Genomic DNA, 23,071 nt, shown 5'->3' with positions numbered 1-23,071 from the left:
AAACATTGCCTCGGGAGCCTTGCATGAAGCAAAAAGACATCTCCGCCCTGCTCGACGAGCCGGCCTGTGCGCACAACAAGAAGGCCAAGTCTGGCTGCGCCAAGCCCAAGCCGGGCGCGACGGCCGGCGGCTGCGCCTTCGACGGGGCACAGATCGCGCTGCTGCCGATCGGAGATGTCGCCCATATCGTGCATGGCTCCATCGCCTGCGCCGGCAACTCCTGGGACAACCGCGGCGCCCGCTCGACCGGTCCCGCCCTCTACAAGATCGGCATGACGACGGACCTCACCGAGCAGGACGTCATCATGGGACGCGGCGAGAAGCGTCTCTTCCACTCCATCAAGCAGGCGATCGACGCCTACCAGCCGGCCGCCGTCTTCGTCTACAACACCTGCGTGCCCGCCCTGACCGGCGACGATATCGAGTCGGTCTGCAGAGAGGCGCAAGAACGCTGGGGCACGCCCGTCGTCCCGATCGACGCCGCCGGCTTCTACGGCACCAAGAACCTGGGCAACCGCATCGCCGGCGAGTCCATGGTCAAGTACGTCTGCGGCGCGCGCGAGCCCGACCCGATTCCGGAAGGCATCGAAAGGGACGGCTTCAAAGTCCACGACATCTGCCTGGTCGGCGAGTACAACATCGCCGGCGAGCTGTGGCGCGTGCTGCCACTCTTCGACGAGCTGGGGCTGCGCGTGCTCTGCACCCTCTCCGGCGACGCCCGCTTCCGCGAGGTGCAGACCATGCACCGCTCGGAGGTCAACATGATGGTCTGCTCCAAGGCCATGGTAAACGTCGCCCGCAAGCTTCAGGAGAGCTTCGGCACGCCCTGGTTCGAAGGCAGCTTCTACGGCGTTCAGGACGTCTCCCAGGCCCTGCGCGATTTCGCCCGCATCATCGACGATCCGGATCTGAGCGCGCGCACCGAGGCGCTGATCGCCCGTGAAGAGGCCCGCATGCAGGCGGCGCTGGAGCCCTGGCGTCAGCGCCTCAAGGGTCGCAAGGTGCTGCTCTACACCGGCGGCGTGAAGTCCTGGTCGGTCATCTCCGCGCTCCAGGATCTCGGCATGACCGTGGTCGCCACCGGCACCCGCAAGTCGACCGAGGAAGACAAGGCGCGCATCCGCGAACTCATGGGCGAAGACGCCGTGATGCTCGACGAAGGCAATCCGCGCACCCTGATCGACATCGTGCGCAACAACGGCGTCGACATCCTCATCGCCGGCGGCCGCAACATGTACACCGCGCTCAAGGCGCGCATCCCCTTCCTGGATATCAATCAGGAGCGCGAATTCGGCTACGCCGGCTACGAGGGCATGCTCGAACTGGCCAAGCAGCTGTGCCTGACCATCGAGAGCCCGATCTGGGAGGCCGTGCGCCGTCCCGCGCCCTGGGCGCAAACCGTCCAGCCCGAGCAAGAACCGGTCGCCGTCGCAGCGGTCGAGACCGACGAAGTCGCGCCCGTCGCCGTGGAGGCCAGCCATGCCTGAGATCATCAAACGCAAAAAGGCCCTCTCGGTCAGCCCGCTCAAGGCCAGCTCGACCGTCGGCGCCGCCCTCGCCTTTCTCGGCTTCCGCCGCGCCATCCCCATGCTGCATGGGTCTCAGGGCTGCACGGCCTTCGGCAAGATCTTCTTCGTGCGCCACTTCCGCGAGCCCATCCCGCTGCAGACCACGGCGATCGACCAGGTCAGCGCCATCATGGGCACACAGGACTTCGTCATCGAAGGACTCAAAACCATCTGCGAGAAGAACTCGCCGGATCTGATCGGCGTGCCGACCACCGGCCTCGTCGAGACCCAGGGCGCGGACATCCGGATGGCGGTGCGCGTCTTCCGCCAAACCTATCCGCAGTTCGACCACATCCCGGTCATCCCGGTCTCGACGCCGGACTTCACCGGCTCCATGGAGTCGGGCTATGCCGACGCGACCCGCGCCATCATCGAGACCCTGGTCCCGACCGCCGCGGAGGCCGGCACCGAGCCCGGACGCCGCCGCCGTCAGGTCAACGTCATCGCCGGCTCGCACCTCACGCCGGGCGACCTGGAGCATCTGAAGGACACCATCGAGCTGTTCGGGCTACGCCCGGTCGTGCTCCCGGACCTCTCGGACTCACTCGACGGCCATCTGCCCGAGGCGGACTACAGCCCACTGACCATCGGCGGCGCCCTGGTCTCCGAGATGGCGACCCTGGGCGATGCCATCGCCACCCTGGTGGTCGGCGCCTCGATGCATGCCGCCGCGGACAGCCTCAAGGCACGCACCGGGGTTGCGGACTACCGATTCGATCACCTCATGGGTCTGGATGCGGTCGACGGTCTGATCGCGACGCTGGCGGACATCGCCGCGGTTCCGGTCCCGCCGAAGATCGAGCGCGAGCGCGCCCAGCTGCAGGACGCCATGCTCGACTGCCACTTCATGCTCGGCATGTCGCGCGTCGCCATCGCCGCCGACCCGGATCTCTTGGTCGGCCTGAGTCAGATGCTCGCCGGCTTCGGTGCGGAGACCGTCGCCGCAGTCAGCCCGTCCAACGCACCCGCGCTCCAGAACGTCGTCTGCGACCAGGTCAAGATCGGCGATCTGGAGGACCTGGAGATCGCCGCCCGCGCCGGCAAGGCGGAGCTTCTGATCACCAATTCGCATGGGGTCCACACCGGCGAGCGGCTGGGCATTCCGCTGCTGCGCGCCGGGTTTCCGCAATACGACAGGCTCGGCGGATTCCAGCGGACCTGGATCGGCTACCAGGGCACCAAGGCCGCGCTCTTCGATCTGGCCAACCTCCTGCTGACGCTCGAGAAGGGAGAGATCCATCCCTACCGCTCCACGCTCAAGCAATGGCCGGACAACGAGCGCGCCGCGGGCGTCAAGCACGCCGCCTAGGGTGGGTGGAGCGCAGCGAAACCCATCGATCCGAGTTTCGCACCCGCCCCAACGACATCGGGAAGCCCCATGACAGTGGAACGACGACTACGCATCCTCAACGGCTGCAGCGAGGCAAGAAGCATGGGCACATCGGTGAAAGTCGCCTTCGCGACCTCCGACATGAAACACATCGATCAGCACTTTGGCGCCGCCGAGGCCTTCGCGATCTACAGCATCGACGAAGGCACGGCGAACCTGGTCGAGGCCATCCAGTTCGGCCAGCTCGACATGGACGGCAACGAGGACAAGCTCGCCGCCAAGATCGGCGCACTGAGCGGCTGCATCGCCGTCTACTGCCAGGCCATCGGCGCCTCCGCCGTGAACCAGCTGCGCCCCAAGGGCATCCAGCCGGTCAAGGTCGCGACGGGCACCCCGCTGAAGCACGCGATCTGCTCGCTGCAGACGGAGATCCGCGAGGGTCCGAGTGCCTGGCTGGCGCGCGCCATCGAGAACCAGAGCGCCGACCATGCCAAGCGCTTCGACGCGATGGAGGCCGAGGGATGGACCGAGTAATCGAAGAGACCGCCACCGTCATCGCGATCGAGGACGGCTTCGCCTGGGTCGAGGCCGAGCGGCGTTCCGCCTGCGGCCAGTGCGGCAGCGCGGACAGCTGCGGAACCGGGAGCCTGTCGAAACTCTTTCGCAAGGGCCACACACGCCTGCGCATCCATGATCCCGTCGGCCTCCGGGCCGGCGAGCGCGTCAGGATCGCGATCCAAGGCGACACGCTCATCCGCGCCTCCTTGACGGCCTACATGCTCCCGCTGACGGCACTCCTGGCCGCCGCCGGGGCGGCCACCGCGCTGCAGCTGGACGAAGGGCTGGTCGCGCTGCTCGGGCTCGCGGGCCTTGGCGCCGGACTCTGGCTGAGCGGGCGCCTCACCGGTGGTGTCGCGGGACGTGATCGCTACCTCCCCACCCTCGCGGGCAGGGCCGGCACCGCCGCGGCGGTGCGGCTGGAGCCCAGCAAGGCCGGCCCAGGACAGGCTTGAAGATTCCCGTGCTCCGCGACGACCGCGGATTCATCCAAACAGTTCGAGGCATCCACCATGACCGAAACGCTCACGCCCGAGATCGAGAACGAAGGACTCATGAAGTCCGTCTTCATCGTCGAAATGGTTCGCCAGATGCGCGCCATCGACGCCTATGGCCAGTATGACTCCCTGTCGGCCGCCGAGATGCTCGAGCCCTTCGTCCTGACCAAGGAGAAGAAGCGCGAGATCCCCATCATCGGTGATCCGGACGAGATCGTGATCGCGCGCGTGAAGGTCTTCTACAACGCCATCTCGGCCATGATCGAGTCCGAGTGCGGCCTCATGGCCGTGCCGCTGATCAACCTGACCCACGAGGGTTTCGGGCGCGCGCTCATCACGGTCGGCAAGCTGGTCGTCATGGATCGCACCCTGCGCGACGTCCACCGCTTCGGCTTCCCCAGTCTCTCGAAGATGAAGGACGAGGCCGACAAGATCCTCTCCGTCGCCCTGGAGCTGGTCGGCAGCCACCCGAAGGTCGCCGGCCTCTGATCGATCCTGGGCGAGGCACGACACCAGGCACCTGGGTGTCGCGCCCGTCGGGATCCCTCACTCGAAGGAGACAAGCATGACAACCGAAGAGCTGAAAGCGCTCGAAAAAGCGATCAAGAAAGCCAAGCGCATCGCATCCGAAAAGGCCAGCGAGCTGCACGACCTCGTCGAGGATCGCCTGCCCGCCGCCTACGAAGAGATTCCCGGCATTGCACAGGCGACCTACGACGCCTGCAAGGCGTGGGCCGAGGCGAACGAGAAGCTCAAGGCGGCAGAGGCCGCCGCGAGTGCCTAGCTGGTCTCGCCCCTTGCCACGCGCATTCCGATACCCACACACGGCCGGATACCCACAGGCTGTCTGGCACTCACACACATTCTGATACCCACACACACAGTCCGATCGTTCGGACCCGGAGAAGAGAGATGTCTGTCATCACAGGACTGACCCGGGGTGGCCTCGAGTGGACGCCCTCCTTCGTAACCGCCCTCAACCAGAACAACTGCATCGGCTGCGGTCGCTGCTACAAAGTCTGCCCGCGCAACGTCTTCGAGCTCATCGACCGCGATGACCTCGACCTCGACGACGACAATCTCGACGATGACGATTTCGACGAGGCGCCGGGCATGGTCATGAACCTCAAGGACACGCTCGACTGCATAGGCTGCGAAGCCTGCTCGCGCGTCTGTCCGAAAGGCTGTCTGTCGCACGAGCCGCACGCGATGGCCGCCTAGCCCTGACGCCACTCCCCTGGCGGGAGCCCCGCCCTCGGCGCGATCGGCACCGGCGCCCATGGCCTGCCGTCGCGGCGGGGCGCCGCTCCCACCTCCCCAGCTTCTGAGCCGTGGAATCCCCGTCGAGCCCCGATCGATTCCCCTTAGGGCGACGCTCCGAGCGAGCGGCTCGGCCTGTCGCACCGGCAGCGTCCGACCAAGGCACCGATTTCTTCATTTGACCCGTCGGACAGCGGCTGATAGAAACGGCGCCGTTCCTATCCATGCCCGGCCAATCCATCCCATGCCTCTGCAGTCGTCGCGTCTCAGCTCTACCGCACCCGGGCTCATCGCGCTCGGCAGTGGTGCCCTCACGGTCCTCGGCTTCGCGCCCTTTTCGCTCTTCCCGCTCGCCATCGTCGCCATCGTCGGTCTCTGCCAGTCGCTGGACAGGGCGCCGGAGCGCGCCGGATTCTGGCGCGGTTGGTTGTTCGGCGTCGGGCTCATGGGCTTCGGCGTCTTCTGGATCCGGATCAGCCTGAACGAGTTCGGCAACATGGACGCCTGGCTGGCGCATGGGTTGACCGCGCTCTTCATCGCCGCGATGGCGCTCTACTTCGGGCTCGCTGGATGGCTGGTCCGGCGTCTCGACGGCGCCCCTTCCTGGGTCGCGCCTCTGTTGCTCTTTCCCGGACTCTACGTCCTCTTCGAGTGGCTGCGCGGCTGGCTCTTCACCGGTTTTCCCTGGCTCAATCTTGGCTATACCCAGATCGACGGCCCCTTGGCCGGATACGCGCCCCTGATCGGCGTCTACGGACTCAGTCTCTTGGCCGTCCTTTCGGGCGGACTGCTTTGGGGCCTCATCCGCTGGCCGGGGCGCGCCCGCATCGCGGCCAGCGTCGGTCTCGTCCTCATCTGGGCTGGCGGCCTCGTGCTCCAAAGGGTCGATTGGACCCAGCCGTCGGGACCTGTGCTCAAGGCGAGCGTGCTCCAGGCCAATATCCCTCAATCGGTCAAATGGGCTCCGGACGCCGGGCTGACGATCGCCGAAGCCTATCTGCAACTGACGAAAGACAACCTGGATTCGGACCTCATCGTCTGGCCCGAGACCGCCCTGCCCGACTTCCTCCATCAGGTCCGCGCCCCGCTCATCGACCCGCTCGCGGAGCGGGCACGACAGGAGGGCGCCGAGATCGTCATGGGCATCCCGGTCATGGACCTGGAGAAACGCCGCTATTACAACGCCCTGGTGAGCATCGGCAGCGCCGATGACCGCTATGCCAAGCGGCATCTGGTGCCGTTCGGCGAATTCATGCCCTTCAAGGCGTGGCTGGGACCCTTGGTGCAGCTGTTCGAGGTACCCATGTCCGATTTCAGCCCAGGCGAGGACGCGCGCCCCCTCCTGAACGTCGGGCAGCACCGCGCGGGCGTATCGATCTGCTACGAGGACGCCTTTCCAGCCGAGGTCTCCCAAGCGATGCCGGAGGCCGAATATCTCATCAACGTCAGCAATGACGCCTGGTTCGGGGATTCCCTGGCACCGCACCAGCATCTGGAGATCTCGCGGATGCGGGCCTTGGAGAATGGGCGCTACCTGGTGCGGGCAACCAACACGGGTGTCTCGGCGATCATCGACGACAAGGGGCGCGTGGTCGCGACCATCCCCGCGTTCGCGCGCGGCAGCGCGCAGGCGGATGTGCGGCCCATGCAGGGCGCAACGCCTTATTCCGTGGTCGGAAATTGGGCGCCGATCGGCACGGCTTGCGTGATGGTCCTGGCCGGGGTGGGGATCGGCCGCGTTCGGCGAAGAGCAAACCGCTTGGCGTCATGACCCTTGCCTTGGGCTCTCTGACGCCACTGCGGCCGATCTGCTTGGGCGGCCCGACAAGGTCGTCAACGGCCGAATCCAGGCGCGCGAACAGCGAACCTTGCGCGGCGGCGCCCACCTCGAAACCTATCCTTTTGCGCGAGAATTGTCTTTTCATGGCCGCTGGCGGTTATGATTGGCGGCAGGTTTGAGCTTTTGGGATGGTGTTGTGCAGGCCCTGATCATCTTCTTCATCGAGCTTTGCGCGCTGCGCCGTCCACCGCAAGACTTGCCAGCATCCGATGTCCTGCTGGCGATCGTCCTCATCGCGGACGTGATCGTTGGCGTGCTGGTCGGCATCGCCGCCGGGCTCCCCTGGCTGACGAGCTTGATGCAGGGCCTCGCCGAGGTTCTGATCATGCTGACGGCGCTCTACGCCGCACTCACGCAGCTGCGCGCGCGCCCACGCTTCACGCAATCCGCCACGGCGCTCCTCGGCAGTGGCGCCCTTCTCGGCCTCGTCGCCATCATCCCCCTCAGCATGAAGCCGACAGGCAGCGCGGAAACCGACCTGGCCGCCTTGGGCGCCTTCCTGCTGCTCGCCCTGGTCATCTGGGGGATCGTGGTCACGGGCCACATCCTGCGTCACACCTTCGGACTCACCCTCGGCCAGGGTGCCGCGATCGCGGTCGCCTTCGAGATCGTCACGGTGACCATCGTGACCGCCCTGTTCGGCGGGGCCTGAGGCGAGCCATCAGAGCGACGATCACTGCGCGCGCAGGCGCGCATACGGGCATCATCTAGGACCCTGTCATGCACCTTCATATCCTGGGAATCTGCGGTACCTTCATGGGCGGCATCGCCCTTCTGGCGCGCTCGCTCGGCCATCGGGTCACGGGCTCGGACGCCAACGTCTACCCCCCCATGAGCACGCAGCTGGAAGCCGCCGGCATCGAGCTGATGGAAGGCTACGACGCCGCGCATCTGGAGCCGGCGCCCGATATCGTGGTGGTGGGGAATGCGATGAAGCGCGGCATCCCCGCGATCGAGGCCATGCTGGACCGCGACCTGCGCTATTGCTCGGGACCGGAATGGCTGAGGGACAACCTCCTGAGCGACCGCTGGGTGCTGGCGGTCTCCGGGACGCATGGCAAGACGACGACGGCCAGCATGCTCGCCTGGGTGCTGGACGACGCGGGCCTGGATCCCGGCTTTCTGATCGGCGGCGTCCCTCAGGACTTCGGCCTCTCCGCGCGCTTGGGCTCCGCGCCCTTCTTCGTCGTCGAGGCGGACGAGTACGACACGGCCTTTTTCGACAAGCGCTCCAAGTTCGTTCACTACCGGCCGCGAACCCTGATCCTCAACAATCTGGAGTTCGATCACGCGGACATCTTCGATGACCTCGCACAGATCCAGCGCCAGTTCCATCACTTGATTCGCACCGTCCCCGGCACTGGGCTCATCGTGCATCCAGCCGGCTCCGACGCCGTGGATGAGGTCATCTCCATGGGCTGCTGGACACCCAGGGAGACCTTCGGCGCGGCTGGCGCCTGGACCGGGGAGCTGATCGAGCCGGACGGCTCGCACTTCCGCATTCTGTTGAAGGGCGAGGAGGTCGGCGTCGTCCAGTGGACGCAAACTGGCCTGCACAACGTCAACAATGCCATCGCCGTCGTGGCCGCGGCGCGGCATGCCGGCGTACCCATCGCGGCGAGCACCGACGCCTTGAGCCGATTCCAGGGCGTCAAGCGCCGCATGGAGCTGCGCGGCGAGGTCAATGGCATCCGGCTCTTCGATGACTTCGCCCATCACCCGACCGCCATCGCCACCACGCTCGAAGGGTTGCGCCGGCGCGTCGGCGAGCAGCGCATCCTCGCCGTCCTGGAGCCGCGCTCGAACACCATGCGGCTCGGCGTGCACAATACCGAGCTGGCGGCCTCGCTCGACCTCGCCGACCAGGTCTATCTCTATGCGCCACCGGATCTCGGCTGGGACGCCGCCGCGGTCTTCGCCGGGCTTGGCGAGCGGGTGCGGGTGCGAGACGCCCTGGAGACACTCGTGGACGACCTGGTTGGCGAGAGCCGCGGCGGCGACCAGATTCTCGTGATGAGCAACGGCGGTTTCGGCGGCATTCACGGCAAGCTCCTGACCGCGCTGCACCTTCGGCACCAAGGGTGAGCGCGCCACGAAACCGCGCGCAGGCCCTGAGCGAACCCTCGCCACCCGCGGTGAATCCTGATGTCGCCTGAGCTAAGGCCATGGCCGAAGACCGTGACGGTCGCCATCACGGGCGCCTCCGGGTCCGCCTATGGGCTCAAGCTGGTCGAGTGTCTGATCGCATCCGGCGCCCGTGTCTACCTGCTCGTCTCCCAAGCGGCGCAGGTCGTGCTTCGCATGGAAGCCGGCATCGAGGCGCCGTCTCAGCCGGCGGAGGCCGAGCGTTTCTTCAGCGCCCGATTCCAGGCCGCGGACGGACAACTCCGCGTCTTTGGCCGCCAACAATGGACGGCGCCGGTCGCCAGCGGCAGCAATCCGGCGGACGCCATGGTGATTTGCCCCTGCACGACGGGCACGGTCGGGCGCATCGCCGCCGGTCTATCGAGCACCCTGATCGAGCGCGCCGCCGATGTCGCCCTCAAGGAGCGCCGCCCCCTCATCCTGGTCGTCCGCGAGACGCCCTTCTCCAGCATCCACCTGGAGAACATGCTCCGCCTGTCCAACAGCGGCGCGGTCATCATGCCCGCCAGTCCGGGGTTCTATGGCAATCCCTCCAGCCTCTCGGACATCGTCGACTTCATGGCCGCTCGAGTCCTCGACCACCTCGGGGTCCAGCACGGACTGACGCAGCGCTGGGGAGCCTAGGGTGCACGAGGATCCATCTGGACACCCTTGGCAAAGATTCAGAGGATCGTCCGCACACGCGAACACCAATGGTACACGAACACCCTCGGCACGGTCCGCCGCACCCAGCATGACGAAGCGCCCGAGCCCGCTCAGGCGTTGCGCACAAAGAAGGCGCTACCGATCATTCCCATCGGCGTTAACGATAGGTTTTTAGGCGTCCAAACCACTGGGCCAGGGTTGACAAAACCACCAGTAAATAAGAAACTGTTGATGTACTGAAGCACATCGCCTCAGTACACTCCTCCATCCTCCTTTGGTGGTATTTATTTTGAAGCGCGACACCCGTCGCGCTTTTTTTTTGCGTTTCGTGTCCAGAAGAACGGCTTGCCGCCGCGACGATCCCTGGAGAAGCGAAGGATCGAACATGGACGAGATGATGTGACGTCGGCCGACCCTCAGCCGTCATCGCCCTCGGGCATGACCAGGGCGTTGCGAATCAAACGCCGCCCGGCATCGGTTTGCGTGGTCCGCGAGAGCAGTTTGCTCGCGATCATGGCGTCGACGGTCCGCTCGGCATCGAGCCAATCCTGATCCGCGCCGCCCGGCGCAAATCCCCGGTGCTCGGCCAGATAGTAGGCAGCAATGGCAATCATTTCGCGACGTTGCCGGGGGCTCGGTTCGGTGTGGATCTCGGGTGTCATGTCGGGAGACTAGGATGATGGCCGTGGGCTCAACGCGGTCGGGCACCGCTGGATGCGACTGATTATGGCATGCCGGACGCGGGGCCTTACAATAGCGCCCAGACTGCATGCAACCGAACAGGCCGCGCAAGACTCAGCGTTTCAGGCGCCGATCCCCGCGACTTCCGCACCCAGCGTTCAATCACCCCAGCGTTCAACCACCCCGGATTCACATTTCCAATGATGAGGAACTCGTCCATGTCATCATCGGCGCCGTCCTTTCTTCGAAGGGCCAGCATCGCCTTCGGCAGCTTTCGGCGGATCTTCAAGGATCCCGAGCTGGCGCGATCCATCGACTCGCTGCTCAAGGCGGGAACGGCTCCCGCCGCCGCGCGGCCAGCGGCACCGGCGGTCGCCCCCTTGGCGAGCGCGAGCCCGGATGCCGCGCTGCTGCTGCTCGGACTCTTGCAGAAAGAGGGCCGCCTGATCGACTTCCTGCAGGAGAACGTCAAGGACTACTCCGACCAGGAGGTCGGCGCCGCGGCGCGCGTGGTCCACCAGGGGTGCCAGAAGGTGCTACAGGACTACCTCACGATCGCCCCCGTCCGCGACGAGCCCGAGGGCAGCCGCGTCACCCTGCAACCTGGCTTCGACGCCGCCTCCGTGCGGCCGACCGGCAATGTCGTCGGCAACCCACCCTTCACCGGCGCCCTCGTCCATCGCGGTTGGCGCGTCGTCGAGATCCGGCTACCCAAGGTCACCAGCGGGCATGACCTTCAGATCCTCGCCGCCGCGGAGGTGGAGCTGTGAGCGCACCGCGTTTTGCCGTCGGCATCGACCTCGGGACCACCCACTGCGCGCTCTCCTTCGTGGAATCGGACAAGAGCGAGGGCGAGAACATCGTGCAGGGGATGCTCTCCGTCCCGCAGCTGGTCTCGCCCGGCGCGGTCGAGACGCGCCCGCTGCTGCCCTCGTTCCTCTACCTGCCGCATCAAGACGAATTCAAGGCCAGCGACCTGGGCCTGCCCTGGGAGAGCGACACCGCCCGCATCTGCGGTGAGCTGGCGCGCAAGCAGGGCAGCATGACGCCCATTCGCCTGGTCTCCAGCGCCAAGAGCTGGCTGTGCCATCCCGACGTCGACCGCAAGGCCGCCATCCTGCCCGCCGGCGCGCCCGCGGAGATCCCCCAGCTCTCGCCCTTCGAGGCGAGCATCCACTACCTGGCGCATCTGCGAAATGCCTGGAACGGGGTGCACCCCTACGACCCGCTGGACCGCCAGGAGGTCACGGTCACGGTGCCCGCCTCCTTCGATCCCGCCGCGCGCGAGCTGACCGCCGAGGCGGCCAAGGCGATCGGGATCGAGCACCTGGTCCTGCTCGAAGAGCCTCAAGCCGCCCTCTACAGCTGGGTCAACGACAGCCGCGGCGACTGGCGCAACCAGGTCCGCGTCGGCGATGTCATCCTGGTGGTGGACCTGGGCGGCGGCACCACGGACCTGTCCCTCATCGCCGTCACCGAGAACGACGGCGCACTGGAGCTGACACGCGTCGCCGTGGGCGAGCACATCCTGCTCGGCGGCGACAACATGGACCTGGCGCTCGCCTACATCCTCAAGGGCAAGCTCGCGCAGACCGGCGTCGAGCTCGACCGCTGGCAGCTCCAGGCGCTCACCCATGGCTGCCGCCAGGCGAAGGAGTCGCTGCTCGCGGAGGCGGAGCTGGAGCGCATCCCCGTGGTGGTGCCCAGCCGGGGCTCGCGGCTCATCGGCGGCAGCATCCGCACGGAACTGACCCGAGAGGAGGTCCAGACCACGCTGATCGAGGGTTTCTTCCCAGCGGTCGAGGCCAGCAGCCGGCCGGCCAGTCGCCCGCGCGGCGCGCTGACCAAGGTTGGCCTGCCCTATGCCCAGGATCCGGCCGTCACCCGTCACCTGGCCGCCTTCCTGGGTCGCCAGACGGGCGCCACTCAAGATCTGTCCGGATTCGTCGACCAACCCCTGGACGCGAGCTTCCTGAGACCCACCGCCGTCCTCTTCAACGGCGGCGTCTTCAAGGCCCGGATCCTCCAGGAACGGGTCTTGACGGTCATCAATCAATGGCTGGAAGCGGACGGCGCGCCGGCGGCCAGGCTGCTCGAGGCGCGCGACCTGGACCTGGCCGTCTCCAAGGGCGCGGCCTTCTATGCTCACGTCCGTCGCCATGGCGGCGTGCGCATCCGCGGCGGCACCTCGCACACCTATTACGTCGGCGTCGAGAGCGCCATGCCCGCCGTGCCGGGAATGGAGCCCGAGCTGCAGGCGCTCTGCCTCGTACCCTTCGGGCTTGAGGAAGGGTCGGAGCCCGTCGCGCCGCCGCAGGAGTTCGGTCTCGTGGTCGGCGAGCCCGTGCGTTTCCGCTTTTTCAGCTCCAGCGTCCGCCGCGAGGACCAGGTCGGCGAACTCCTGGAGGAATGGGGCGAGGACGAGTTGGAAGAACTCGATGACATCCAAACCACGCTGACGGGTCGCAACCGCAAGCCCGGCGAAGTCGTCGCGGTCCGGCTCCAAGCGGCCGTCACCGAAGTCGGCACCCTGGAGCTGACGGCTCTTCCGGTGGATGGCGGAGACGAGCATTGGAACGTCACCTTCAACACGCGAGGGATGCACGCCTAGTGTCGCCGGGCCTCCCGACGCCAGGATCGACCTCTTGCGCGACCCGCCCAATCGCCCGAAGCGACAGAGATAGCCGGAGACCCCCAGCGCGCTTCGTGGCAGAATTGGAGCCGATGAGTCACCTGGCTCCCTGACACCGAAGCCTTTTAGGACATCTGCGAATGGCGAAAAAGCCAACTGGACCGAAAGAGGCGCCAGCGGCGCCCGTGCGCACGACGAAGAAGGTCGACAGCGAGGCCAAGACAACCTCCGCGCCCAGGAAAGCGAAGGTCTCGACCGCCGCGGAGGCCAAGGCGCAACCCGTGACCAAGGCGGACCTGGCGACCGGCGGCGTCCAATCGACTCCGGTCATCAAGAAGACCAAGCCGCACAAGGCGCCGGAGGCACCCCCAGCGCGCGCTCGCGCGGGAACCGCCAACGCGCGGCAGGCACCGAAGCAGGCGCCCGAGCCGGAGCGGCCAGCGGACGTCGCGATGACACAGCCGCAGTCGATGCCGCGCCAGGAGACACCCGCGCGCGCCTCGGACGCGCCAGCCATCGCACCAACCGAGGCCCCGCCCGAGGTGGCCGAAACCACCGCGCAGCAGCCACTCGTGACAATCGAGCCCGAGGCCAAGCCCGAGCAGCCAATCGCCGCGACAGCGGAGCCCGAGCAACCCGAAGAGCCAGCCGAGACAACAGCGCCGCCCAGCGCACCCGAGCCGGAGCCGGAGCCGGAGGTCGTGCATGAGCCGCCGCCCGAGCCGCCACCGGCTCCGTCGCGACCCAGCCTCTTCATCGTGCACATCACGCCCGAGCTGGCGGGCGTCGCCAAGGTCGGCGGACTCGCGGACGTCGTCTTTGGTCTCTCGCGGGAGCTGGCGATTCGCGGCAATCATGTCGAGATCGTGCTGCCCAAGTACGCCTCGATGCGCTACGACCAGATCTACGATCTGCACGAGGTCTATCAGGATCTCTGGGTACCCTGGTATGACGGCGCCGTGCACTGCACGGTGTTTTTCGGCTTCGTGCACGGACGCAAATGCTTCTTCATCGAGCCGCATTCGCAGGACAACTTCTTCAATCGAGGCGGCATCTATGGCTTCCGCGACGATGTCCTGAGATACGCCTTCTTCTCGCGCGCCGCGATCGAGTTCCTCTGGAAGGCCGGCAAGCACCCGGACATCATCCATTGCCACGACTGGCAGACCGCCCTGGTGCCCGTGTTCCTCTTCGAGATGTACCAGCGTCTCGGCATGATGCATCCGCGGGTCTGCCTGACGATTCACAACTTCGCCCACCAGGGTGTTACCGGAGCCGAGGCACTGCGGGCAGCCGGCCTGCATCCCCCCGAGCGCTACCTCGACCACACCCGCCTGGGCGACGCCCGCTATCCGCAAGCGATCAACCTGCTCAAGGGCGGCATCGTCTACTCCAATTTCGTCACCACGGTGTCACCGCGCTACGCCTTCGAGACCAAGGATCAGGGGCAGGGCTTCGGTCTGGAGCCGACGCTTCACACCCACCAGATCAAGTACGGCGGCGTCGTGAATGGCGTCGACTACGAAGCCTGGAACCCCGAGCTCGACCGGCACATCCCGGTCCACTACGGCCTGGATTCCATCGATCGCAAATACGACAACAAGCGCGCGCTGCGCCATCGGCTGATGCTCGCGGACAATGAAAAGGCCATGGTCGCCTTCATCGGCCGACTGGATCCGCAGAAGGGCCTGGACCTGGTGCGCCATGCCATCTTCTACACCTTGGAACGCGGCGCTCAGTTCGTGCTGTTGGGATCGAGCCCGGACGAGCGGATCAATGCCGACTTCTGGGGCCTGAAGCAGATGCTCAACGACAGCCCGGACTGTCACCTGGAGATCGGTTTCGACGAAGATCTGTCCCACCTCATCTATGCGGGCGCGGATATGATGCTAGTGCCGAGCCAGTTCGAGCCCTGCGGCCTGACTCAGCTAATCTCGCTACGCTATGGCACCATCCCGGTGGTTCGAGCCGTCGGCGGACTCGCGGATACGGTTTTCGATAAAGACCACTCGTCGCGGCCCATGAACGAGCGCAACGGCTATGTCTTCGACAACTACGACAACCGTGGTTTGGAATCGGCGCTTGGAAGGGCCATTGCCTGCTACAACGATTTCCCCGAGCATTTCCGCGAGTTGATCGGCAACGCCATGCGGACGGACTATTCCTGGAACCGGCCGGGTCAGGATTACCTGAACATCTACGACTACATCCGGGACAGTTGAACGATCGCCGCGCTCGCGAACTCTAACCTTCAATCATGGCTGCGCGCCGCGGTCCGACCCGACCGGGCGACGCACAGCTTCCGACCTTCCCACCTGGTAGGGGCCGCGATCACCGCGGCAAGGACAACAGCGTTCCAATGAAGATCTATAACCTCTTTCCGCGTCTCGCCGGCCCCTTCGCGGATTGGGGGCCGCACCTCCAACGGGCCGCCCTGATGGGTTTCGACTGGGTATTCGTCAACCCCATCCAGCAACCGGGTCGCTCCGCCAGCCTCTACTCCATCGCCGACTACTTCTCGATCAACAAGGACCTCCTGAAGCCGCGCGCGCGCCTATCCTCCGAGAATCAGGTTCGCGCCATGGTCAAGGAGGCACAGGCGCACGGCCTGTCCATGATGATTGACCTCGTCATCAACCACTGCGCCATCGATTCCAATCTCGTCAAACAGCACCCGGAATGGTTCGTCCGCCACGGCGGCAAGGTCGCCAATCCCTTCTGCGTCGAGGCGGATGGGAACAAGGTCATCTGGTACGACCTGGCCCAGTTCGACTACGAGGACTCACCAGATCGCGAGGGATTGGTGCAATACTGCCTCGAGCTGATCGAGTACTTGGTCGGCCTGGGCTTCCGCGGCTTCCGCTGCGACGCCGCTTACCAGATCCCGCAAGACATCTGGCGTCGCCTGATCGAGGGCGTGCGCAAGCGCCATCCAGACACGGTCTTCGTCGCCGAGACCCTCGGCTGCTCGCCGGAGCAGACCCTCGCCACCGCGGGCGCCGGCTTCGACGCCATCTTCAACAGCTCCAAATGGTGGGATTTCAACGGTGACTGGCTCCTCAAGCAATACGACCTGACCCGGGAGGTCGTCCCCTCCATCAGCTTCCCGGAAAGCCACGACACCGAGCGGCTCTACTGCGAGACGGGCGACAATGCCAACGCCATGCGCCAGCGCTATCTCTTCTCCGCGCTCTTCTCCGCGGGCGTCATGATCCCCATCGGTTTCGAGTATGGCTTTCGCAGCCGGCTCGACGTGGTCAACACGCAGCCCGATCAATGGGAGGGGATCAATATCGACCTCACCCACTACATCGCCCAGATCAATAGGATCAAAGACACCTATCCCGTCTTCCAGAGCGAGGGGCCTATCGAGCGGCTGGACGCGTCGAACCCCGCCGTCCTGCTGCTCCACAAGAAGCATCCGGCCGGCAAAGGCGAAGCCCTGCTTGCCCTCAACAAGGACCCCTGGAACCGCCAGCACCTCTACGTCGAGGATCTCTACCGCCACATCCGGACACCGGGACCGCTCATCGACGCCTCCCCGGAATGGCCGATGGACTTTCTGCCGACACCCTTCGAGTTCGAGCTTGGCCCCGGCATGGGTCGGATCCTGGTCACCACGCCCTGAGGCGACCCATCGAGGAACACCATCCAGATGCCAGGCATTCTTGCGAGAGTCACCACGCTAGGCTGCATCAGCATCCTGCTCACCGCCTGTGCCCACACACCAACAGAGTCCATCGGCGACCGACCTGCCCCCGAACCCAAGACCACCGACGCGCCAAGTGGGGAGACGCAACCGACGCAGACGGATGAGCAGACCGCCGAGACAGCCGATGGCGCATCATCGAGTCCCGAATCCGACGCCGCGACCGAATCGGCGGACGCCGCCAAGACCCGCAAGCTGACCATCTCCCTCAACCAGCAGGCATTCACCTATGCCGAAGACGACCAGGTCGTCAGGGTCGGCCCCATCTCCTCCGGCGCTCAGGGGTACCCGACCCCGACCGGTCAGTTCGCCGTCCTCAGCAAGGACAAGGACAAAGTCTCGAGCCGCTACACCAACCAGCTCGGCATGCAGGCCTGGATGCCCTATTCCCTGCAGTTCCACGGCAACTACTTCCTCCACGAAGGCTGGCTGCCCGGCTATCCGGACTCCCATGGCTGCATCAGGCTCGGGGAGAAGGACGCGCGCTTCCTCTTCGAGACCATGAAGATCGGCGATCCGGTGATCGTGGCGAAGTAGATCGATGGGGGCTACACGGGGATGCCTCCAGCCTGCAGCCTTGAGCAAGTGACACTGAACAGGCCATGAGCGCGACGAAACGATGAAGCGGTTCGAGGCCGCCGCGCTCTGTACGTCTAGCGGCTCAGAACGCGCGCCGAAAGGCGTCCACGAAGCCAGCGTAGCTGTCCTCCGGCAGATCATTGATGCCCGCCGCCGCCTTGCGTCCGCCGCCGGTTGGGAACTGGCGGCACAAGAGGTCGGCGCCGTCGGGCCGGGCGATGGGCGCGCGCACGCTGACCAGGAATCCACCGGCCGGAAGGCGCGTGAGGATGGCGTGCGCCTTCTCGGGCTCGGCCTGCGCCAGCTCGTTCGCGAGCACACCGCTGGCACGGCGCGCCCAGGGCTCCGCCGGGAGGATGAAGAGACGATGGCCGGCATCATTCAACGCTGGGGCGATCGCCCGCGATCTCTCCATGTCCTCGGTGTAGCCGTCGCGCAGCGCTGCAAAGGCGGGGTCATCCGCGATGAAGGCGAGCGGGTCGGCATAGGGTTGCAACCGCCGGTAGAGGTCGTCCGGCGGAAAGTGCAGATCCTCGACCGTGGGACCGTAGCCGTTGTAGTTGATGTAGATGCCAAGGTCGCGCAGCTTGGCGATATCCGACTCGGGCAAGCCCAAGGGCTCGGCCGCGCGCCGCGCGGACCGGTCGAAGTTGTCGCCGAAGGTGCCGACCACGGCCCAGGCCCGTTGACTGCCGTTCAGGTAGTCGTCGACGAGCAGGCTGGTTCCCTTGTCCGGGAGCGTCTCGATATGCACGTCCAAGGCCGTAGCCGTGGGGATGTCACCCGGAAAGTGATGGTCGAAGTAGCGGACGCTGGCACCCGCGGCAAGTAACCGCTCCAGGTCATTGCGGTTCTTGTCCAGAGAGACGTCGAGCACGGTGATGGCGGCGCCCGCCTCGTCTGGAACGCGGCGCAGCAGGTCGATCTCACGCTTGACGCCCGTCACCAGGACCGCATCGAGCGGCTGCGCAAGGCGTAGCTGCTGCAGGGCGCAGATCCCGTCCGCGTCACCATTAAAAACGTCGTAGTGGCTCATCGCATCTCCCGAATCGACCATTGAATGATTTGACCATTGAATGAAAGGTGGCGATCAGGCCAAGCCGCCGCCAGTCTCGCGTGACTGTGATTCTTCGTTAGAATGAGGGCCCAAGCCAGTCGGCCGTTGCGCGCTCATGGAAGACGTCGGGGGGTCCACCCGCGCGCCGTCGCACCCGTTCAGCCCCATTCTCACGCCGAGGGACGTCCCATGACACTCACGCATTCGCTCCCATTCTTGCTCGCGCTGGGCTGGACCGGCGTTCAGGCGGCGGATGTCGGATCAGCCGCCCCTGGCTGCGCCGTGCCGACCCTCTCCGGAGATGCCCATGTCGACCCCGCCGCGCTGCCCGGCAAGGTCGTCTATCTGGACTTCTGGGCCTCCTGGTGCGTCCCCTGCGCGAAGTCGTTTCCCTTCATCGAGCAGATGCACCGCGATCTGAAGAGCCGTGGACTCGAGGTCGTCGCCATCAACCTGGACGAAGAGACTCGGGATGCCGAAGGCTTCCTCGCCAAGCACCCGGTGACCTTCACCATCGGCGCAGACCCCGAGGGCAAGTGCCCGCGCCTCTACAAGGTCAAGGGCATGCCGACATCCTATCTCATCGATCGCTCGGGCCGGATCCACGACATCCACGAGGGCTTCGAGTCGGGAGACGCGACCAAGGTCCGCGCTCAAGTCGAGACGCTGCTCTCGCAACCTTGAGGGCCAGCAGATGCCATCGAGACCCAGGCTGCCGATCCTGAGCTGCAATTGATCCATCGGCCCCGAGCAAGGCGCACGCGGCGCCGAATGGCTGCGCGCGCTCGGTCTGCCGCATCTCTGGATCGACACCCAGGGCCAACGCGGGCGGAGCTGGCGCCATGGCCAAGCTCTTGAGGACGAGCAGACAACCGGAGCGACCGGACAGGCCGCGAGCGCCCGAGCGCGAATGACACGCGCGCCATTGCTCGCCCAAGTCGCTGCCTATACACTTGTGGGTTAGCCTATTGTCGAAGTCGACGATCCCGCCGGCGCGCATCGAGCCCGCGCCGAAGGGTTCTCCTGCCGACACCCGTTTCGACGACTCGATCTCTTTCAACCACCCGATCGCTTTCAACGCCCTTACCCCTATCAACGCCCTATTCAGGAGCCAGCATGGCCATTGAGCGCACCCTCTCCATCATCAAACCCAACGCCGTCGCCAAGGATGCCATCGGCGCCATCCTGAGCCGTTTCGAGGCCGCCGGCCTGCGCATCGTCGCCGCTCGCATGCTGCACATGAGCAAAGAGCAGGCATCCGCCTTCTACGGCGTGCACCAGGGCAAGCCCTTCTTCGATGAACTGGTCGATTTCATGATCTCGGGTCCAGTCATGGTCCAGGTCCTGGAAGGCGAAGACGCCATCGCCAAGAACCGCGAGATCATGGGCGCCACCAATCCCGCCCAGGCCGCGCCCGGCACCATTCGCGCCGACTTCGCGGACTCCTTCACCGAGAACGCCGCGCACGGCTCCGACGCGCCCGAGAATGCCGCGGTCGAGATCCACTTCTTCTTCCCGGAAGGCGTTTGCGAGCGCACCCGCTAAACGCCAGAGAGACGCCCATGACAACGACCGAGACCAAGCCCAACCTCATCGACCTGGACCTCGCCGACTGCGAGGCACTGGTGGCGGAGCTTGGTTTCAAGACCTTTCATGGGCGCAACCTCTTCAAGTGGATGCACAAACATGGTGTCGTCGATTTCGACGCCATGACCGATGTCCCCAAGACGCTGCGCGCCGCGCTGCGCGAGCGCACGCAGATCCGACTCCCGCGAATCATCCAGGACCACCCCTCGGCGGACGGAACCACCAAATGGGTGATGGAGCTGGATGACGGTCAGCGCATCGAGACCGTCTACATTCCAGAGGGCAAGCGCAGCACCATCTGCGTCTCCTCCCAGGTGGGTTGCGCGCTCAACTGCGCCTTCTGCGCGACGGCCCAGCAGGGCTTCAACCGCAACCTGAGCGTCGCGGAGATCATCGGCCAGGTCTGGCACGCCGCCCGCCAGCTCGACGTCCCGCCGACGAACGTCGTCATGATGGGCATGGGCGAACCACTCGCGAACTTCGATGCCGTGGTCAAGGCCATGGACATCATGCAGGACGACTTGGCCTACATGCTGGCCAAGCACCGCGTCACCCTGAGCACCTCGGGGATCGTCCCGAACATCTACCGGCTGCGCGAGGTCAGCGACGTCTCGCTCGCCGTTTCCCTGCACGCACCGAACGACGCGCTGCGTGATACGCTGGTGCCGATCAACCTCAAGTACCCGCTCGCCGAGCTGATGCCGGCCTGCAAGGCCTATGTCGCCAACGACAAACGCCGCAAGGTCACCTGGGAATACATCATGCTGGATGGCGTCAACGACAGCCTGATGCATGCCAAGCAGTTGATCCGTTTGCTCGAAGGGGTGCCGTCCAAGGTCAACCTCATCCCCTTCAACCCCTTCACCGGGAGCGACTTCGGCACCTCGCCGGCGGATCGCATCGAGACCTTTCGCCAGCGGCTCGTGCGTTCTGGTATCTTCGCGATGACACGCAAGACCCGCGGCGACGAAATCTCGGCCGCCTGCGGACAATTGGTCGGTCGCGTCGAGGATCGCACACGCCGACTCGGACGCATCCTGGTCGAGCACGGTAGAATGGTGGCTCCATGAGCAAATGCTTCGATCAACGCCTGCCGATCGTCTTTGGTCTCTGCCTGGCGCTTGCAGCCTGCGGCGGGGAGAAGGCGTATCAGAAGTCCGACGAGGCGCTCGGGCTCGAACCCGAGGCCAGTCCGGCCGAGCTCTACGTCAAGATGGCGGAGGAGTACTACAAGCGCGGCCAAACCGAGGTCGCCTTCCGACGCGCCCAGCAGGCGATCGAGGCCGATGACAAGTATCCGCGGGCGCAGATCTGGCTCGCCTTCCTGCTGGAGGAGCTGCGCCAGCCCGACGAGGCATCGAAACACTATGAGCGCGCCGTCAAGCTCGCCCCGAACAACTCGGACATCCTGAACGCCTACGCCTCTTTTCTGTGCAAGCAGCGCAAGTACGCGGAGGCCGACACCTACTTCGCCAAGGCCACCGAGAACCCCGTCTATACGACACCCTGGATCGCCATGACCAATGCGGGCAATTGCGCCGTGGATGCCGGCAACACCACCAAGGCCGAGACCTACTACAGGTCTGCCATGCAAGCGAACGCGGCCTTCGGCGCGCCCCTGGTCAAATTGGCGGAGTTGGCGATGAAGCGCGGCGATGCAAAGACCGCGAAAGACTACATCGACCGCTACTTCAAGCCCGAGACCGCGCGCACGGCCAGCGTGTCCTACACCGCACTCGAGGTCGGCGCCCAGGCCGAGCGCAAGCTCGGCAACCGCAAGCGCGCTGCCTATTATGAAAAGGTGTTGGCAGCGAACTATCCGCAAACCCCGAAAACCTCGCGACCCGCAGGAAACTGAGCTGCCATGAGCCAACCGACGAACATGCAGTCCGATGATCAGAATCCAGGCGCATTCGCCGCGAGCCCAGGCGGACGACTGCGGGCGCTGCGCCAGTCGCGCGGCATGGAGATCGAGCGGGTCGCCGCGCAGCTCCATCTCGAACGCAGTGTCGTCGAAGCCCTGGAGAGCGATCAGCTCGACGAGCTGCCGAGCCCCGTCTTCGTTGCCGGCTACCTGAGAAACTATGCGCGTCTGCTCGGAGCAGACCCCAATCCCATCATCGACGCCTACCGCTCCCTGAGCCCGGAGCAGGACGCACCCATCGCACGAACCGTACAGCGCCAGCCCCCCAAGAAGCCCGCGCGCAGCGGCGGCATCTGGATCTGGGGCCTCAGCATCCTGCTGGCGGGCGCGGCGGTCGGGGCGGCCGCCCTCTGGTGGCAGGGGCGCGGCGCCGTGGACGCCGACATGAGCGCGCTGCAGCCGAGCGCCTCCGACAGCCTCCTGCTGGACGCGGATCAGAGCGCGACAGGCGCGTCGGATGAGACCGCAACCTCCGCGAACGCGCCACTGGCCGAATCCGGCGAGGCCGAGACAGCGGCGCCAGTCGACTCCTTCGGCTCGACGGTCGCCGTGCCTCCCGACGCCATTCCCTTGCGGCGCCCGATACCCTCGACGCCCGCGACCACGGGCGTGACGACCGAGACGACCGACACAGCAGCGGCCACCAGCGCCAGCGGGATCATCCCCGCCGAGAGCCTCCCCACGGGAACGCCGCCCGCGGCTGAGCCCGCGCCCGCGCAAGCGCCCGTGTCGCAAGAGGTGGTACTCCAGTTCAGCGGGACCTCCTGGGTCGACGTGCGCGACGCCGCCGGCGAGGTGGTCCTGAATGGCGAGATGCGCGCGGGAGACCGCCGCGTCCTGACCGGAGAACCGCCCTATAAACTGGTGATCGGCAATGCCGCCGCCACCCAGCTGCTGGTGGGAGACAAACCCTTGGATCTCGGCAGCCGCGCCCAGGGAAACGTAGCCCGGTTCTCCCTAGACCCCAAGGCAGAGACTGAATGATGACTTGGGTCAACTAATGATCACCTGGGTCAACACATGATCACCTGGTTCCACGAATGATCACCCGGGTCCACG

General features: G+C 65.7%; 23 protein-coding genes. 21 read left to right on the top strand and 2 right to left on the bottom strand.

Annotation, left to right across the window (positions count from 1 at the left end):
* The first annotated feature begins 23 nt into the window (after positions 1 to 23).
* From nifE to CKO23_RS08830, 11 genes are all read left to right on the top strand, one after another.
* A complete protein-coding gene (nifE, locus tag CKO23_RS08880; RefSeq protein WP_242482313.1) occupies positions 24 to 1,487 on the top strand; it encodes a nitrogenase iron-molybdenum cofactor biosynthesis protein NifE in 1,464 nt (487 codons plus the stop codon).
* Entirely contained in the window at positions 1,480 to 2,877 is a 1,398-nt protein-coding gene (nifN, locus tag CKO23_RS08875) for a nitrogenase iron-molybdenum cofactor biosynthesis protein NifN (RefSeq protein ID WP_200330150.1), read from the top strand. Before nifE ends, nifN begins: the two co-directional genes overlap by 8 nt.
* A 123-nt stretch (positions 2,878 to 3,000) precedes the next feature.
* On the top strand, positions 3,001 to 3,432 hold the full coding sequence (locus tag CKO23_RS08870) for a NifB/NifX family molybdenum-iron cluster-binding protein (RefSeq protein WP_242482312.1): 432 nt from the start codon (positions 3,001 to 3,003) through the stop codon (positions 3,430 to 3,432).
* On the top strand, positions 3,420 to 3,911 hold the full coding sequence (locus CKO23_RS08865; RefSeq protein WP_200330146.1) for a SoxR reducing system RseC family protein: 492 nt from the start codon (positions 3,420 to 3,422) through the stop codon (positions 3,909 to 3,911). The genes CKO23_RS08870 and CKO23_RS08865 overlap by 13 nt, the downstream gene beginning before the upstream one ends.
* Positions 3,912 to 3,968: 57 nt before the next feature.
* Complete coding sequence (locus CKO23_RS08860; RefSeq protein WP_200330144.1) at positions 3,969 to 4,442, top strand: NifX-associated nitrogen fixation protein; 474 nt, start codon at positions 3,969 to 3,971, stop codon at positions 4,440 to 4,442.
* Positions 4,443 to 4,518: 76 nt separating this feature from the next.
* Positions 4,519 to 4,737, top strand: a complete 219-nt coding sequence (locus CKO23_RS08855; RefSeq protein WP_200330142.1) for a CCE_0567 family metalloprotein — start codon at positions 4,519 to 4,521, stop codon at positions 4,735 to 4,737.
* A 128-nt stretch (positions 4,738 to 4,865) separates the two neighbouring features.
* Complete coding sequence (fdxB, locus tag CKO23_RS08850) at positions 4,866 to 5,174, top strand: ferredoxin III, nif-specific (protein ID WP_200330140.1); 309 nt, start codon at positions 4,866 to 4,868, stop codon at positions 5,172 to 5,174.
* 283 nt (positions 5,175 to 5,457) lie between these two features.
* The gene (lnt, locus tag CKO23_RS08845; RefSeq protein WP_200330138.1) at positions 5,458 to 6,984 is read left to right on the top strand and encodes an apolipoprotein N-acyltransferase; all 1,527 of its coding nucleotides are present in this window, start codon (positions 5,458 to 5,460) and stop codon (positions 6,982 to 6,984) included.
* Positions 6,985 to 7,189: 205 nt separating this feature from the next.
* Complete coding sequence (locus CKO23_RS08840; protein WP_200330136.1) at positions 7,190 to 7,705, top strand: hypothetical protein; 516 nt, start codon at positions 7,190 to 7,192, stop codon at positions 7,703 to 7,705.
* A 68-nt stretch (positions 7,706 to 7,773) separates the two neighbouring features.
* Positions 7,774 to 9,138: a UDP-N-acetylmuramate:L-alanyl-gamma-D-glutamyl-meso-diaminopimelate ligase gene (gene mpl, locus CKO23_RS08835; protein WP_200330134.1), complete on the top strand. Its 1,365-nt coding sequence runs from the start codon at positions 7,774 to 7,776 to the stop codon at positions 9,136 to 9,138.
* A 60-nt stretch (positions 9,139 to 9,198) separates the two neighbouring features.
* Entirely contained in the window at positions 9,199 to 9,822 is a 624-nt protein-coding gene (locus CKO23_RS08830; protein WP_200330132.1) for a flavin prenyltransferase UbiX, read from the top strand.
* A gap of 437 nt (positions 9,823 to 10,259) precedes the next feature.
* Here CKO23_RS08830 and CKO23_RS08825 read toward each other — a convergent pair whose 3' ends face one another.
* On the bottom strand, positions 10,260 to 10,457 hold the full coding sequence (locus CKO23_RS08825) for a DUF2934 domain-containing protein (RefSeq protein ID WP_242482311.1): 198 nt from the start codon (positions 10,455 to 10,457) through the stop codon (positions 10,260 to 10,262).
* 285 nt (positions 10,458 to 10,742) lie between these two features.
* Between CKO23_RS08825 and CKO23_RS08820 the strand changes: the two genes are divergently transcribed.
* The 5 genes from CKO23_RS08820 (at position 10,743) to CKO23_RS08800 (ending at position 17,402) form a co-directional block, all read left to right on the top strand.
* Positions 10,743 to 11,294, top strand: a complete 552-nt coding sequence (locus CKO23_RS08820; protein WP_200330128.1) for a DUF2760 domain-containing protein — start codon at positions 10,743 to 10,745, stop codon at positions 11,292 to 11,294.
* Complete coding sequence (locus CKO23_RS08815; RefSeq protein WP_200330126.1) at positions 11,291 to 13,135, top strand: Hsp70 family protein; 1,845 nt, start codon at positions 11,291 to 11,293, stop codon at positions 13,133 to 13,135. Before CKO23_RS08820 ends, CKO23_RS08815 begins: the two co-directional genes overlap by 4 nt.
* A 161-nt stretch (positions 13,136 to 13,296) precedes the next feature.
* On the top strand, positions 13,297 to 15,378 hold the full coding sequence (gene glgA / locus CKO23_RS08810; RefSeq protein WP_200330124.1) for a glycogen synthase GlgA: 2,082 nt from the start codon (positions 13,297 to 13,299) through the stop codon (positions 15,376 to 15,378).
* 137 nt (positions 15,379 to 15,515) lie between these two features.
* Positions 15,516 to 16,784, top strand: a complete 1,269-nt coding sequence (locus tag CKO23_RS08805) for an alpha-amylase family glycosyl hydrolase (RefSeq protein WP_200330122.1) — start codon at positions 15,516 to 15,518, stop codon at positions 16,782 to 16,784.
* Between the two features lie 27 nt (positions 16,785 to 16,811).
* A complete protein-coding gene (locus tag CKO23_RS08800; RefSeq protein ID WP_200330120.1) occupies positions 16,812 to 17,402 on the top strand; it encodes a L,D-transpeptidase in 591 nt (196 codons plus the stop codon).
* Positions 17,403 to 17,526: 124 nt separating this feature from the next.
* On the opposite strand, the gene CKO23_RS08795 is transcribed toward CKO23_RS08800, so the two are convergent.
* Positions 17,527 to 18,480: an acetyltransferase gene (locus CKO23_RS08795; protein WP_200330118.1), complete on the bottom strand. Its 954-nt coding sequence runs from the start codon at positions 18,478 to 18,480 to the stop codon at positions 17,527 to 17,529.
* Between the two features lie 210 nt (positions 18,481 to 18,690).
* Here CKO23_RS08795 and CKO23_RS08790 point away from each other — a divergent pair, with 210 nt between their 5' ends.
* The 5 genes from CKO23_RS08790 (at position 18,691) to CKO23_RS08770 (ending at position 22,996) form a co-directional block, all read left to right on the top strand.
* Positions 18,691 to 19,185 carry a TlpA family protein disulfide reductase gene (locus CKO23_RS08790; protein WP_200330116.1) on the top strand — a complete coding sequence of 165 codons (495 nt, stop codon included), beginning with the start codon at positions 18,691 to 18,693 and terminating at the stop codon, positions 19,183 to 19,185.
* 432 nt (positions 19,186 to 19,617) lie between these two features.
* Positions 19,618 to 20,046: a nucleoside-diphosphate kinase gene (ndk, locus tag CKO23_RS08785; RefSeq protein WP_200330115.1), complete on the top strand. Its 429-nt coding sequence runs from the start codon at positions 19,618 to 19,620 to the stop codon at positions 20,044 to 20,046.
* Between the two features lie 17 nt (positions 20,047 to 20,063).
* Complete coding sequence (rlmN, locus tag CKO23_RS08780; RefSeq protein WP_200330113.1) at positions 20,064 to 21,158, top strand: 23S rRNA (adenine(2503)-C(2))-methyltransferase RlmN; 1,095 nt, start codon at positions 20,064 to 20,066, stop codon at positions 21,156 to 21,158.
* Entirely contained in the window at positions 21,155 to 21,946 is a 792-nt protein-coding gene (gene pilW, locus CKO23_RS08775) for a type IV pilus biogenesis/stability protein PilW (RefSeq protein ID WP_200330111.1), read from the top strand. Before rlmN ends, pilW begins: the two co-directional genes overlap by 4 nt.
* Positions 21,947 to 21,952: 6 nt before the next feature.
* Positions 21,953 to 22,996 carry a RodZ domain-containing protein gene (locus CKO23_RS08770; protein WP_200330109.1) on the top strand — a complete coding sequence of 348 codons (1,044 nt, stop codon included), beginning with the start codon at positions 21,953 to 21,955 and terminating at the stop codon, positions 22,994 to 22,996.
* The last annotated feature ends 75 nt before the right edge of the window (positions 22,997 to 23,071 follow it).

It is taken from the genome of Thiocystis violacea (genome assembly GCF_016583565.1).
Lineage (GTDB): Bacteria > Pseudomonadota > Gammaproteobacteria > Chromatiales > Chromatiaceae > Thiorhodococcus > Thiorhodococcus violaceus_A.
Note: the sequence above shows the minus strand (reverse complement) of the source record. Positions and strands in the feature narration are given on the sequence as shown.